At 63.5% G+C, this 13,314-nt stretch carries 11 protein-coding genes; 4 read left to right on the forward strand and 7 right to left on the reverse strand.

What is annotated here, in order from left to right; all coding sequences use genetic code 11:
• Positions 1–81: 81 nt before the first annotated feature.
• Together KCX59_RS16705 and KCX59_RS16710 are read left to right on the forward strand one after the other, a co-directional pair.
• On the forward strand, positions 82–873 hold the full coding sequence (locus KCX59_RS16705; protein WP_017197162.1) for an amino acid ABC transporter permease: 792 nt from the start codon (positions 82–84) through the stop codon (positions 871–873).
• Positions 874–884: 11 nt separating this feature from the next.
• Entirely contained in the window at positions 885–1,679 is a 795-nt protein-coding gene (locus KCX59_RS16710; protein ID WP_179019556.1) for an amino acid ABC transporter ATP-binding protein, read from the forward strand.
• A gap of 88 nt (positions 1,680–1,767) precedes the next feature.
• Here KCX59_RS16710 and KCX59_RS16715 read toward each other — a convergent pair whose 3' ends face one another.
• The 5 genes from KCX59_RS16715 to KCX59_RS16735 form a co-directional block, all read right to left on the reverse strand.
• Entirely contained in the window at positions 1,768–2,721 is a 954-nt protein-coding gene (locus KCX59_RS16715) for a hypothetical protein (protein ID WP_179019554.1), read from the reverse strand.
• Positions 2,722–2,974: 253 nt separating this feature from the next.
• Complete coding sequence (gene menD / locus KCX59_RS16720; protein ID WP_179019552.1) at positions 2,975–4,684, reverse strand: 2-succinyl-5-enolpyruvyl-6-hydroxy-3-cyclohexene-1-carboxylic-acid synthase; 1,710 nt, start codon at positions 4,682–4,684, stop codon at positions 2,975–2,977.
• A 360-nt stretch (positions 4,685–5,044) separates the two neighbouring features.
• Positions 5,045–7,132 carry a PhoX family protein gene (locus KCX59_RS16725; protein ID WP_179019550.1) on the reverse strand — a complete coding sequence of 696 codons (2,088 nt, stop codon included), beginning with the start codon at positions 7,130–7,132 and terminating at the stop codon, positions 5,045–5,047.
• A 78-nt stretch (positions 7,133–7,210) separates the two neighbouring features.
• Positions 7,211–8,227 carry an o-succinylbenzoate synthase gene (locus KCX59_RS16730; RefSeq protein ID WP_179019548.1) on the reverse strand — a complete coding sequence of 339 codons (1,017 nt, stop codon included), beginning with the start codon at positions 8,225–8,227 and terminating at the stop codon, positions 7,211–7,213.
• Positions 8,228–8,288: 61 nt separating this feature from the next.
• On the reverse strand, positions 8,289–8,897 hold the full coding sequence (locus tag KCX59_RS16735; RefSeq protein WP_179019546.1) for a hypothetical protein: 609 nt from the start codon (positions 8,895–8,897) through the stop codon (positions 8,289–8,291).
• Positions 8,898–9,012: 115 nt separating this feature from the next.
• Here KCX59_RS16735 and KCX59_RS16740 point away from each other — a divergent pair, with 115 nt between their 5' ends.
• Positions 9,013–9,642, forward strand: coding sequence for a DUF2510 domain-containing protein (locus tag KCX59_RS16740; RefSeq protein WP_256871615.1), 630 nt, complete (start codon positions 9,013–9,015; stop codon positions 9,640–9,642).
• Positions 9,643–9,708: 66 nt separating this feature from the next.
• Positions 9,709–10,758 (forward strand): LacI family DNA-binding transcriptional regulator, encoded by a 1,050-nt coding sequence (locus KCX59_RS16745; protein WP_179019543.1) that lies wholly within the window; start codon positions 9,709–9,711, stop codon positions 10,756–10,758.
• 250 nt (positions 10,759–11,008) lie between these two features.
• Here KCX59_RS16745 and KCX59_RS16750 read toward each other — a convergent pair whose 3' ends face one another.
• Together KCX59_RS16750 and KCX59_RS16755 are read right to left on the reverse strand one after the other, a co-directional pair.
• Positions 11,009–12,418 (reverse strand): glycoside hydrolase family 32 protein, encoded by a 1,410-nt coding sequence (locus KCX59_RS16750; protein WP_179019541.1) that lies wholly within the window; start codon positions 12,416–12,418, stop codon positions 11,009–11,011.
• Between the two features lie 20 nt (positions 12,419–12,438).
• Positions 12,439–13,311 (reverse strand): carbohydrate ABC transporter permease, encoded by an 873-nt coding sequence (locus KCX59_RS16755; RefSeq protein ID WP_179019539.1) that lies wholly within the window; start codon positions 13,309–13,311, stop codon positions 12,439–12,441.
• Positions 13,312–13,314 lie beyond the last annotated feature (3 nt).

Below are 13,314 nucleotides of genomic sequence, written 5' to 3' on the forward strand. Positions count from 1 at the left end.
AGATCCACGCAGGCGGGCCCCGAAACGATCTGTTCAGGTCCTTTCGGGGCCCCACCTGCGCAACATGAATGCGAGAACCCCATGGCAATGACTGCACGTCAACGAGCCAAAGTCAGTTTGTACGTCCAGGCCGGAATCTTTGTTGTGGCCGTGGCCGCCGTAATTATTGCCGTGGACTGGAAGACGGTAGGCACCAGCGTCTTCAACTTCGCCAAGATCGGCCCGATGTTCCCGGATATCTTCCTGGTGGGCCTCAAGAACACCCTCATCTACACGGCCCTCGGCTTTATTGTGGGCCTGTCCGGCGGCCTCCTGCTCGCCTTGATGAAGCTCTCATCGTTCCCCCTGTACCGCTGGCTTGCCACCGGCTACATCGAGTTCTTCCGCGGCGTTCCGGCCCTGCTGGTGTTCATCGCGTTCGGCTACGGCGTTCCCCTGGCCTTCGGAATCCAGTGGGACGTCAACATCATCGTGATGGTGTCGCTGGGTATGGTCGCTGCCGCATACATCGCTGAAACCCTGCGCGCCGGCCTTCAGGCTGTGCCCAAGGGCCAGATGGAAGCCGCCCGTTCGCTGGGCATGCCGCACTGGCGGGCGATGGTTTCCATCGTCATCCCCCAGGCGTTCAAGATCGTCCTGCCGCCGCTGACCAACGAGATCATCCTGCTCACCAAGGACTCCTCGCTGATCTACGTCCTGGGCCTCACCGCTTCCCAGTACGAGCTCACCAAGTTTGGCCGCGACGGAATCTCCAGCCTCGGTGCCGGTCTCACGCCGCTGCTCGTGGCGGGAGCCTTCTACCTGGTCATCACCATCCCCTTGAGCCTCCTGGCACGGAAGTTCGAAAGCCGCTCCGCGCGGACCAAGCGATAGGCAGGACAGTCATGAATAACTCCACTGGGAGCACGGCCACCGTTCGCGCCGCCGGCGTAAATATCAAGGATCTGCGCAAGTCCTACGGCAGCAACGAGGTCCTCAAAGGCATCTCGTTGACGGTTGAACCGGGCCAGGTTGTTTGCCTGATCGGGCCTTCGGGTTCAGGCAAGTCCACTCTCCTTCGCTGCGTCAACCTGCTTGAGCAGCCGAACGCGGGCACCATCAACGTGGGTTCGTTTGAAGCCACCGACCCCGACGTCGACCTCAACAAGATGCGCCGAAGCGTGGGAATGGTGTTCCAGCACTTCAACCTCTTCCCGCACCTCAGCGTCCTGGACAACTGCACCATCTCCCAGACCAAGGTCCTCAAGCGGTCCAAGTCCGAGGCTTCGGATGTGGCACGCCGCAACCTGGAACGCGTTGGCCTGGGACACCTCGCCGATCGCTTCCCGGACCAGCTCTCCGGTGGCCAGCAGCAGCGCGTCGCCATCGCACGTGCACTTTCCATGGACCCGCAGCTCATGCTCTTCGATGAGCCCACGTCTGCCCTGGACCCCGAGACCGTGGGCGACGTCCTTGCCGTCATGCGCAAGCTGGCCCAGGAAGGCATGACCATGTTGGTGGTCACGCACGAGATGGGCTTCGCCCGCGAAGTTGCCGACCGTGTGGTCTTCATGGACGCCGGTGTTGTGGTGGAAGAAGGGCCGGCGGAGAACGTCATCAGCGCCCCCACCCAGCCCCGCACCAAGGAATTCCTGCGCCGCGTCCTCGACCCCACGCACATTGGCGTCGAGGAGGCCTAACTCGCTGGCGCCACGCCTCTTCGTTCGCGCCACTGAAACGGGAGGGCGACACCCATATTTGGGGGTCGCCCTCCCGTTCCCGTCTCGCCTACGAATTTGGGTGTCCTAATGAAGCACGACGGCGGCGGGGAACCCCGGCTGCCACAAGCTCGCGTTCCAGCTTGCCAACTGTCAAGTCACTCCACACCAACCGGAACACACTTCGGCCGGTGGCGCGGATGGCATTCTCGCGGTCCTTTTCTTCGATCACTACTTGGGAAGGCGTACGTCCCTTCAAGTACTCCGCCTTCATGTACTTTTCGCGGCCATCGAACTCCCCCACCAACCTGACGTCCTTCCAGTAGTAGTCCGTGTAGACGACCCCTACTTTCGTTCGAACTTCATACTGCAACTCGGGAGCAGCGAAACCGGCGAGATGCATGAGTCCCCTGCAGTAGGACTCCCCCGGCGAACCTGAATTTTTAACAGCGAACTGAACAACCGCTGCCACGCGTTTGGCGGCAGCCTTCGAATACCGGGCATCAATGGCATTCAACAGTTCATCCTTCGTTACTGGTTTGCGACGACGTCCAGGGGATAAAAGGAAATCCATGGGAACAACGGCCTCGGCAAATGGCACGGAGGCTGCGATGTCCAATGCCGTCCTGATCCGGCTGGTCACCAGGAAACCGTTCGTTTCCGCAGCTTCCTGGTGGCCATCGCTGACATAGTGCCGTCGAACACCTGCCCTGGACCTCCCTCCGCCGGCGTAGGAACTGAGCGCGTGAATGGGTTGTCGTCCGAGGATGGTCGGAATGCCATGAATGCTGGCCGCGGAATGGTGTGAGAACACGGTGGCGGACGTGAATGTCTCCGCCGCCGCCTCGACCCTCAGGGCATAGCGATCCCAACTCTCCAACAGCGCCCACTTCTGTGCGTCGACATACACCCCATGCCTGATTCTCACAAGCTTTCCCGCCTTGGCTGCCTCTGACAGTTTCCGGGAATCCCCGCCGATGAGTGACAGGTCCTTGGCGAGGATCAGTTTGGGTAGGCTCCGCATAGCACCAGCCTTCGGCTTTGCCGGTGCCTTGAGTAGGCTCTCTCCGCCGTATGTGGAAACTCCCGACCCACCGCCGCTGCTGACACGGACCAATGACAACCAAAACCGGACGCCGCGCAATCCGGTTCACGACACTCAAAGTCTTAGCCGACACCCAAATTCACGGGGGATACCCGAATCGGCGCAGCGTGGATCTGTATGCGCAGCGTTCGCGGATTTTGGAGGCGCAGGCGTATTTGGGTGTCGCAGGGGACTAGCCCGCTGTCAGGACTTGGCCCACTGCGGCCGAGATGGCGTCCTTGATCCGGGCATGGAGCTCGCGGAGGCCCGCCCGGTCCACGCGCACCTCCACAATGGCGCGCCCCTTCAGCGGCGACTTCAGGGCCGCGGCGAGTTCCGCCGTCGTGCTCACCGCTTGGTGTCCGACGCCGTACGCCGCGGCGAGTGCCGCGATGTCCACTGAGTGCGGGGTGCCAAAGAGGCGCTCGACGGCGGTGCCGTAGGCGCCTGAGTCCTCAACCGCCCCGTGTTCGAGGAGACTGAAGATGGCACCGCCGGAGTCGTTGAGCACCACGATGCGGAGGTCCGGCACAGGTTCGCCATGGCCGAGGAGCAGCCCGCCGGCGTCATGGAGGAAGGTGACGTCGCCCAAGAGGACCGTGGTTTCGCGTCCGCTGCCCAGGGCGATTCCGGTGGCCGTGGCGATGGTGCCGTCGATGCCGGCGAGGCCACGGTTGGCGTACACCGTAGCGATGGGTTCGGTGTGAGGTTGACCGGCGAGGTCGACATCGCGGATGCCGTTGGAGGAACCGAGCACCAGCTGCCCGCGGGAGTGCTCCCAGACGGTGGCCCCGACTGATGGTCCGTTGGCGAGGCTCTCCCCCGACAGCACGCCATCGAGGCCGTGCTGGGCGGCAGCGCCTGCGAGAAGCCAGGAATCGAGCCAATCGGCGGAGCCCCGCCCAGCAAATTCGGCTAGCTCGGGCAGCGTTTCGATGGGGGTTTCACGCCGCCGGCCGGCCTCATACCAAGCAACCGGGACGGGCTGGTAAATGGCGGACTCAACAGACGCGCGTGCCAGGAGGGCAGCCACCGGGCGGGAGAGAGTGGCCCGGCCAAACAGGACCACGCGCTCGATCGGCGTCGGCGAATCAGGTCCGAAATGTGCCAACAGTACTCGGTACGGCCCCACCGCGTTCGGCCCGAAGCGTGCGTTCGATGAAGGTTCCGCCAGCAGCGGCAGGCCATGGGCGCGGGCAAAAGCCTCCGCGACAGGGCCTGCGTCGTGGCCCGCGAGGACCACGGTGCGTCGCTCGACGAGGTGGGTGGATGCTGCCGGAAGATCCAGCGCTTGGGGACCGGCGTCGTAATGGAACACCCCGTGTCCTGCGGCGACCGGAAGGGCGTCGCCGTCCGCCGGCACCAATGGATCGCGGAAGGCAAGGTTCACTTGGGCGGGGCCCGGAGGGGTGTCTTCGAGGGCCCCGGTGGCTGCGTAGAGTGCGGTGGCAACAGCCTTCTGCGGGTGGTCACCGGCCGGGACGTCGACGGCGAATCGCACGTGCTCGCCGAAGAGGTCCAGTTGGATGGTGGTCTGGTTCGCCCCGGTTCCGTGAAGTTCTTCGGGCCGGTCTGCCGAGATGACGATCACGGGGACAGCTGAATGGTTGGCTTCCATGACTGCAGGCAGGAGATTGCCCACCGCTGTGCCGGAGGTAGTGACCACAGCCACCGGCGCCTCGGTGGAAAGCGCCAGGCCCAAGGCTGTGAACCCGGCGTCCCGTTCGTCGATGCGCACGTGGAGCCGCACGCGGCCTGCAGCTTCCGCTTCCGCCAGGGCGTAGGCCATGGGCGCTGAACGCGAACCCGGCGCCACCACCACGTGCCGCACACCGCCGTCGAGCAGCGCTGTAACGGCGATCCGGGCGGCGCCGATGGATGTTAGAGAGTCCTGGGAAGTCACCGTTCCAGTCTATTGGCGCTCCCGGCCCCAAACGCTCGCTCACATCCCAGCCCCAAACCGGCAGGCCTCTCTCACTGGTGCTGGCGGGCTTGGGCGACAGGGAGCCGCGGGAAGTGAAAGAGCGACCAGGCCAACAGGCGGGACGTGAAAGAGCGACGGGCCCAAACCCGTGGGATGTGCGAGAGCGACGGGCCCAAACAGGCGGGACGTGAAAGAGCGACCAGGCCCAAACCCGTGGGAAGTGAAAGAGCGACGGGCCCAAACCCGTGGGATGTGAGAGAAGGTTCAGGGCGACAAAATGCTCCCCCACCCAGGGGAGCCGGGAGGGGGAGCATTCGTCAGAATCGGGAACGACAGGCGTTACTTGCGGAAGACCTGCACCACGGAGGGACGCGGAGCCCTTGCTGCGCCCGCTGCGGGTGTAGCCCCGGCAGGCACGTAGTCCGGGAAGAAGGAATTCTGTGCTGCGAACGAGCCGTCCTCACCGGGGTGCTGCACGGCGACGAACACGGTGCGCTCTTCGTCGTGGATGATCGGACCACAGGTTTCGGCGTCGCGGGGAACGGCGAGGAACTGCTCCACCTTGCCGCGCTCAGGACCTTCGAGGGTGACCTTGAACAGGCCGTCCGCGTAGCCGATGGTGCCGGGGGCGCCGTCGGTGGAGATCCAGAGGTTGCCCACGGAGTCGAAGGCCACGTTATCCGGGCAGGAGATGGGTGAAACCTTGTCGGACGGGAATCCGGAGAAGTACGTGGAGGTGTTCTTGGCGGGATCGCCGGCCACCAATAGGAGGTTCCAGTTAAATTTGGTGCCCGTCTGCTCGCGTCCTTCGGTGATTTCCACGACGTGGCCATCGCGGTTCAGGTTGCGTGGGTTGACCTCGGTGGCGCCTTCCTTGCCGGCCTTGCCGCGATCGGTGTTGTTGGTGCAGGCAACGTAGACCTTACCCGTGCGCGGGTTGGGCTCAACATCTTCGCAACGGTCCATCTTGGTGGGCCCAACCTTGTCAGCGGCGATGCGGGTGTAGACAAGGACCTCAGGCACGGTCATGCCCGGCACAGCGGAGGTGCCGTTGACCACCAGCGGCAGCCATTCGCCGGTGCCGTCGAAGGCACCGTCTGCGGGAAGCTTGCCGGTACCGTCAATGTCCGCAGGAGAATTACCCGTGAAGCGAGCCACGTAAAGGTCGCCCTCGGAGAGCAGGCCCATGTTGTTCTTGCGTGCTTCCTTGGAGTCACCGGCCTGGTACTTGCCCTTGGAAACGAACTTGTAGAGGTAGTCAAAGCGCTCGTCGTCGCCCATGTAAGCAACTACGTGACCGGAAGGGGCGACGATGACGTTGGCGCCCTCGTGCTTGAAGCGGCCCATGGCGGAGTGCTTCTTGGGGGTGGAGGTGGGGTCGAAGGGGTCCACTTCCACGATCCAGCCGAAGCGGTTGGTTTCGTTGGCGTAGCCCGAGTTGCGGGTGTCGAAGCGCGGCTCATCAAGTTCCCACTGACGAGTGGTTGCCTTCGACGAAATTCCGTAGCGCTTGTCACCGTCGCTGGTACCAGGGGCAGCGAAGTAGCCGTTGAAGTTCTCCTCACCCGAGAGGATGGTTCCCCACGGGGTTGTTCCGCCGGCGCAGTTGCCCAGGGTGCCCTTGATCCAGCGGCCGGCGGGGTCGTCAATGGTCTTGACCAGGTTGGTGCCGGCTGCGGGTCCGGTCAGCTCGTAGACAGTATCGGTAAGGAAACGTCGGTTCAGGGGTGCGCCTTGGACGTAGCTCCATGGCTTGTTCTTGTTCTTCCGCTCGAGTTCCACCACGGCCAGCCCGTGTCCGGCGCGGCCAATTGCCCGCGCCTCGGCCGGGTCGAAGCCTGCGGGGAGCATGATGTTCTCGTTGGTGTACTCGTGGTTGCTGAAGAGCACGGCACGGCGATCCTTGGATCCGGGGATCGGCAGGATATCCGTGTAGTCGTTGTTGTAACCGAACTGGCGTGCTTGGGCGGCTGCAGTCTGCGCGTTGAGGTCAAAGGCCGGCGAGTCGGCGAAGAGGGGGTCGCCCCAGCGGATGATCGGCTTCCAGTCGAACCCCTCGGGCACGGTGAAGGCGTCTACTGCAGCGTCTACCGGCTTGATGGCAGTGAACTTGAGCTTGGACTTGTCGAAGCCCTTCTTGGCGGCATCAGAAAGTCCGTTGCCGGAGTCGGCCACGGCGGTGTCTCCACCAGTCACGGCGCCACCAAGGACGATGGCGAGCGCTCCTGCTGCGCCGAGCCCCAGGGCTGCGCGGCGGGACATAGCCGTTGAAGCGATATCGCGGAAGTATCCGTTGGCGCTTGTGTTGCAGACATCGCCCGAGCAGGCGTTGTCGCACTTCAACGCGCAGGTGACAGCGCTGCGCTTGCCTTTGGTGTGGCCGAGCATGGGGAGCAGCGGAAACGTGCGTCCGGTGGTTTCAGACATGGGGGAAGACCTTCCAGAGGATGTACGAGGTTCCCGCTGAGCTTTTCAGCGGAAACCGAAATTGAGAGGTCGCTCTGGTTAAGACCCGGTGAACAAACCGTGCTTGTTTCGCGCCAGTACCGAGTGCACCCGGCTGAGTCGGTCCCGCCACCAGTCCTGGCGCTCCACGGGTGCCGCATACTGCTCAAGCAGCCCGGGATCGGCCACCGTTTCGCGTAACTGGATGGCGCCGTCGTCGGCCACCAGCGGGTCCAACGTGATGTCCGAGTTGAACAGCGAAACGGTGCCAAGGCCGCATGCATAGGGAAGGGACGGCAGGGCGGCTGCGAGCGCAAGCCCGGCACGTATGCCCACCGAGGTGTCCAACGCGGAACTCACGACGGCGGGCAGCCCGGCCTGCTCCACGATGTCCAGGGCCCGTGCTACTCCCCCAAGTGGCGCGACCTTGACCACGATGAGGTCAGCTGCCCCAGCCCGGGCGACACGCAGGGGATCGTCTTCCTTCCGAACGCTCTCGTCGGCAGCGATAAGGACTGGCGTACCGGCGGCAGCGAGGCGACGACGGACCTCGGCCAAGCCCTCAATGGTGGGAACAGGTTGTTCGGCATACTCGAGTTCAACGGCGGAAAGCTTGCCCAGGGCTTCCACGGCCTGGTCAATGTCCCATCCCCCATTGGCGTCCACGCGGATGGCTGCGTTGGGAAGGGCTTCACGCACCGCGTTAACCCGGGCGATGTCGTCCCCCAGGCTCTGTCCCCGCTCAGCAACTTTGATCTTGACCGCATCCACCCTTCCAAAACGCGCCAGCACTTCGGGGACGCGCTCCGCCGAAACGGCTGGAACCGTGGCATTGACCGGAATCTTGTCCCTGACGGGGGCGGGGAAACCCAGCCAGCCCGCTTCCAAGGCGGCCGCGAGCCAGCGGGAGGATTCGTCGTCGTCGTATTCGGGGAAGGGACAGAACTCACCCCAACCGTGCGGTCCTTGCAAGAGGAGTGTCTCGCGCTCCATGATGCCCCGGAACTTCACGCGCATGGGCAGCGAGACTACGTGGGCGGAATCGAGGAGTTCTTCGAGGGAGGGAAGTTCAGGCATATTGCCACTGTACCGGCGGCCTCCCGCCCCCTCTGCAGGCCAATTCGGCTATGTGGAAAAGCTACTCGTTCCAGTAGTTCAGCAGGCGTTCCCGCGCTTCAGCCAACTGCTCGCCGGGCAGGACAAAGGAGCTCTCTGGTATCCCCAACGCCTGCCAGCGCACCACCAGGGTCGTGTCCTCCTCCACCGGCAAGGGCCACAACCAATAACGACCGGTGAACTGGACATACTCGTCGTTGTTGCTCCCCCCACCGCCGCCCAAGGTTGTCAGAACAGGGCCAGTGACGTCGTCGGGCTCTTGGAAGGACGACGGTCCGTGGATGGCAGCGACAGCCTTGCGTCCGTCCGGAAAAGCGACTCCCAATTCGAGCCCCGTCCTGGTGTCCAGGCTGGATCGAGGGTGGTTGTAGCTCTCCTCTACGATTTCCCGCCATTCCTGGTCCGATTCGGTGCCCCGTCGCACCGACCACACCAGGTCCACCAGGCAACCGGTGGAGTAAACCTCCACGAGTTTCAGCACCACCACCATCCGCGCGCTCTTGTGGACGAACCCGCCAACGCGCGCAATTCCGGGCAGTTCGTCCGACGGCGGTCCGTACCAGCCGGGCTGGACGGGCTGCGGCTGGCGCGGCCGCGCGGGCTGCTCGGGGAGGTCGTCGAAGAAGCTCATGCTCCATCCTTACACCGCCACATGGCGACTGGGGAGAGGCTCCAGGCAAGCGAGAGCCGGCAATCGCGATATTCTCAGAACCACGACTCAAAGTGGGGGAAGAATGACTCAATCAATGCCCGGTTCGACTACGCCATCCGGCTGGTACCCGGATCCTTCGGACCCGCGTTTCGTCCGGTGGTGGGATGGACGCGCCTGGACAGCGCACCAAGCGCCCGCTCAATTCCAGGCGCCCGGTCAGTTTCAGGCACCGGTCCCGGTGCCGCGTCCTGAGCTCCGCCCGGAGACGCCGGTGTACAACCCGTTCATCTGGGCAATCACCTTGATGCCACTGGTCTCCATCCTGTTCCTTTTGACCTGGCAGCCGGAGTTCAAGATGATCACCACCCGGCAGGGGGTTACCACCATGGACCCCTTCTCCATGTACACCCCCGCTTATTTCCTGCTGATGGGTTCAAGCTTCCTGATTTACGGACTCTCCGTATTGTTCGCTTTCCTGGACCGTCAACGCCTTCTCAAGTCCGGCGTCGTACGTCCTTTCCACTGGGCTTGGGCCTTCCTTAGCGCGCTTGTGTACGTGATCGGCCGCTCTGTGATCGTCAACAAAGTGGCGCCCAAGCGGGGGCTGTGGCCTGTGTGGGCCACAATCGCCGTGTTTGTTATCAGCATGGTGGTCACCGGTATCTGGATGTCCAACTTCATGCAGTCGATGTACTCCCAACTTGGGTACTCGGTCTCGACATAACTCCCAAGGTGAACCCTCACACGCGTTAGGTAGACTGCTGACACTAGAGTACGGAAGGACTTTCCCATGAACCGCAAGGCCACCGCACTGGACGTCGCCAAAAGGGCGGGCGTCTCCAGAAGCGCGGTGTCGCTGGTTCTGAACGGGCGCGGCGATGGGAACGTGGCCAAGGAAAGCCAAGATCGAATCCGGCAAGCGGCTGAGGAGCTCAACTACTCCCCCAACGCCATCGCCCTGAGCCTGCGGAATCAACGGTCGCGGGTGATCGGCATCCTGGCCGATGAAGTAGTGGTCAGCCCCTTCGATGGCAACATCATCGGCGGTGCAGATGATGTTGCCCGAAGCCGCGGGTTCGTTACCGTCGTCATGGACACTGAGCGGGACACCGCCAGGGATGCGAGCGCCATTGAAACCCTCCTGGACCGACAGGTTGATGGGCTCATGTACGTGACCGTTGGCCTGAAACCCATCGACGTCCCGCACGGGATGCTCCGCGTCCCATCGGTCCTGGCCAACTGCTACGACAACCACGCCCAGCCTCAGTTGCATCACGTCATTCCGGACGAACTCACTGGCGGCAGGGAGGCCACGGAGCACCTTTTGGCGCTTGGCCACCGGGACATCGCGCTGCTGGGCGGGTCAGAGGATTCGCCCGCAGCCCGCTTGCGCGTTCAGGGTTACCGCGACGCGCACGCCGCGGCCCACGCCCCGATCCGTGAAGATCGGATCTTCATGGCCGGTTGGGACATCGACGCCGGTTACCGTGGCACCATGAAACTGCTCGACGGCGTGTCCCCGCCTGATCGGCCGACGGCCATCATGTGCGCGAACGACCGCTTGGCAGTCGGCGTCGCCCTCGCCGCAGCGCGCCTGGGACTCAGCGTTCCCGAGGACCTGTCCATCATGGGCTACGACGACGAAAACCGGATTGCCGACACCATGGTTCCTTCTCTCACCACCATGGCACTGCCCCTCCGGGAGATCGGTCGGACAGCCATGACCAAGTTGTTGGACGCGATCGAGGGCACAGATGCAGGAAAGGGAACCACGGCCGAAACGATGGTCCCCTGCCGCCTGGTTACTCGCGAATCAACCGGCCCCGCGCCCACCCGCTAATACACACGACACCCCTCATTACGAGGCCCACTCTGCACCCCAAAACACACCCCAAGCATGCACAACAGGCCTCACAACACACGACACCCCCGTTGCGAGGCCCACTCTGCACGCTAAAACACACCCGAAGCCTGCACAACGGGCCCCACAACACACGACACCCCCGTTGCGAGGCCCACTCTGCACCCCAAAACACACCCCAAGCCTGCACAACGGGCCCCACAACACACGGACGACGCCGGCCTGCCGCCTACGCCGGGAGGGCCAACGCCCACACGTCGGCAGTCGCACCAGTGGGCAAGGTGAGCTGCCATTCCTCCCCCGGGGCCGGGTAGGCCCGAAGGGTGGTGGCGACGGAACCAGAACGGTACACCTCAACAAGGGATGCATCGACGAAGATCCGCAACTCTTCGCCCGCTGCCAGGGAACCTGAGTAGACCACCTGAGCATCGGCGCCCGAACCGAGCACCAGCTCCACAGAACCGGCACCGGAACCGGCAGAAGCACCAGAAGCACCCCGAACCAGCACCTCTGCGAACCCAGGAACCACAGCGGAACCAGCAGCACGCGTAGCCACCGAAGCACCCCGATACGCCTCAACCTCGGGCACTGGAGATACCACCAGCGCCCCGTCAACCACCGACAAAACGCGGGGATGCGTCAACACACCCGACCACCCGGCGTCGTCGATTTCTTCCTGGGTGCGGCCACGGCGACCGTCACGTCCGGGACCTTCGTTGGCCCACCCCCACAGCAGCGCCGCAGGAGAAGAATCAGCTGAACCATAAGAGAGCTGCACGATCTGCGGCGCGTAGAAGTCGCGGCCAAGATCGGCCTTCCCACCGGAGGACGGAGTAAATACCGGCAAGCCGGACAAAGGGTCCGCGGTGAGGGACCCGATCAGGTGCCCCACCCCGTTGGCGTGCTCGTGGTCGTCGCCCGAGAGCCACAGGGAGAACATCATGACCCACGCCGAGCCACCAGAAGACACAGGTACCTGCACCAGCTGCGGGCATTCCCAGATTTCGGCCGGCGTATGAGCAGCAGCCACGGGATCGGCGGTGGTCAGCCAAATCCCCTGGTACTTCCAGTCGTCAAGGGACTCCACTGTGTACAGCAGCAAGGCCGCGCGACCATCGGCCAGGCCGGCACCTTGCATGGCGTAGCGGGCCCCGTTGAAGTGGAAGATGAAGGGATCGCGCACAGCGGTTACCAGCGGATCAGCAGGCATGGACGCAGCAACGTGCCCGTCCTGCTTCCAGGTCACCAGATCGGCCGAACCACGGGCAATCACCACCTGCGAATGTCCGCCGTGGTCCTGGACACCCGAATAGCAAGCAGTCGGAACAAAACCATCCAATGTCACCACACCGGTCCAGCACCCGGCGGAGTCCGGACCGCCGGGTTGCGGTGAAAGGGCCACTGGGTATTCTTCCCAGTGCACTAAATCAGCAGAGCTCACATGCCCCCACTGGATTTGTGAGTGTCGCGCGGACAAAGGGTTGTACTGGAAGAACACGTGGTAGCGGCCGTTGATGTAGCTGATGCCGTTGGGGTCGTTGATCCAGCCCTGTGCCGGACGCGGGTGGAAGCGAGGGAACGCCGGATCCGGGTGCGTCGCTGCCATAGCCAGGGAGGAAGAGAGTGCAAGGTCCGTCAACGGAACCCCTTTCAAGAAAGTTACTTGCCCGTGCCTGCGGTGAGTCCGTCCTGCAACGCGCGTTGGCCGAACATGAACACCACCAGCGCGGGAATCATGGAGAGTGCAACGCCGGCCAGGACCACGGAGATGCTTCCGGTGCCGAGGTTGCCTTGGAGCGAGACCAAGCCCAGTGGCAGTGTGAAGTTCTGCTCGGAGATGGTCATGATGAGTGGCCTGAAGAACTCGTTCCAGTGGAAGTTGAACGCCAGGATGCCCACGATCGCCAGGCCAGGCATGGCCAGCGGTGCGTACACGGAACGGAACGTCCGCCACGGCGAGGCGCCGTCGATCGCAGCCGCTTCAGCGAGCTCACCCGGCAACCCCATGAAGTACTGGCGCATCAGGAAGGTGCCGAACGCCGTCGGGATGGCCGGAATGATGAGTGCGAGCAATGTGTCCGAAAGCCCGACACCGCGGATCAGCATGAACACGGGAACGATCGTGACCTGCGCGGGCACCATCATGGTGGCCAGAACAATGGAGAACAGTGCGCCGCGACCCCGGAAGTTAAGGTGGGCAAAAGCGTAGCCCGCCAACGCTGCGGTAATCATCTGCCCTACGGCAATGAGGCCCGTAACGAGCGCGCTGTTCACTACCAGCGCCACGATGTTGAGCTGCTTGAACACTTGCTCGTATGAGGTCAGGTCGGGGTTCAGCGGCAGGAAGGCGGGCGGCAGCTGGAAGGATTCCGACGGCGGTCGCAGCGAGGTGGACAGCGTCCACAACACGGGGCCCAGGACAAAGACGGACGCGATCAGCAAGACGATGACGCGGACGGCCACTGACCAGTCGCGCTTCTTCCGCTTTACTACAGGCGCCGTGGTGGTGACACGTTCTTGGAGGGTAGTCATGGC

The sequence above is a fragment of the Paenarthrobacter nitroguajacolicus genome, assembly GCF_051027655.1.
GTDB classification, from domain to species: Bacteria; Actinomycetota; Actinomycetes; order Actinomycetales; family Micrococcaceae; genus Arthrobacter; species Arthrobacter nitroguajacolicus.

Coding starts and splice junctions, on each gene's coding strand:
- KCX59_RS16705 (WP_017197162.1), top strand. CDS start 82: ATGGCAATGACTGCACGTCAACGAGCCAAAGTCAGTTTGTACGTCCAG.
- KCX59_RS16710 (WP_179019556.1), top strand. CDS start 885: ATGAATAACTCCACTGGGAGCACGGCCACCGTTCGCGCCGCCGGCGTA.
- KCX59_RS16725 (WP_179019550.1), bottom strand. CDS start 7,132: ATGTCTGAAACCACCGGACGCACGTTTCCGCTGCTCCCCATGCTCGGC.
- KCX59_RS16740 (WP_256871615.1), top strand. CDS start 9,013: ATGCCCGGTTCGACTACGCCATCCGGCTGGTACCCGGATCCTTCGGAC.
- KCX59_RS16730 (WP_179019548.1), bottom strand. CDS start 8,227: ATGCCTGAACTTCCCTCCCTCGAAGAACTCCTCGATTCCGCCCACGTA.
- KCX59_RS16755 (WP_179019539.1), bottom strand. CDS start 13,311: ATGACTACCCTCCAAGAACGTGTCACCACCACGGCGCCTGTAGTAAAG.
- KCX59_RS16745 (WP_179019543.1), top strand. CDS start 9,709: ATGAACCGCAAGGCCACCGCACTGGACGTCGCCAAAAGGGCGGGCGTC.
- KCX59_RS16735 (WP_179019546.1), bottom strand. CDS start 8,897: ATGAGCTTCTTCGACGACCTCCCCGAGCAGCCCGCGCGGCCGCGCCAG.
- KCX59_RS16715 (WP_179019554.1), bottom strand. CDS start 2,721: ATGCGGAGCCTACCCAAACTGATCCTCGCCAAGGACCTGTCACTCATC.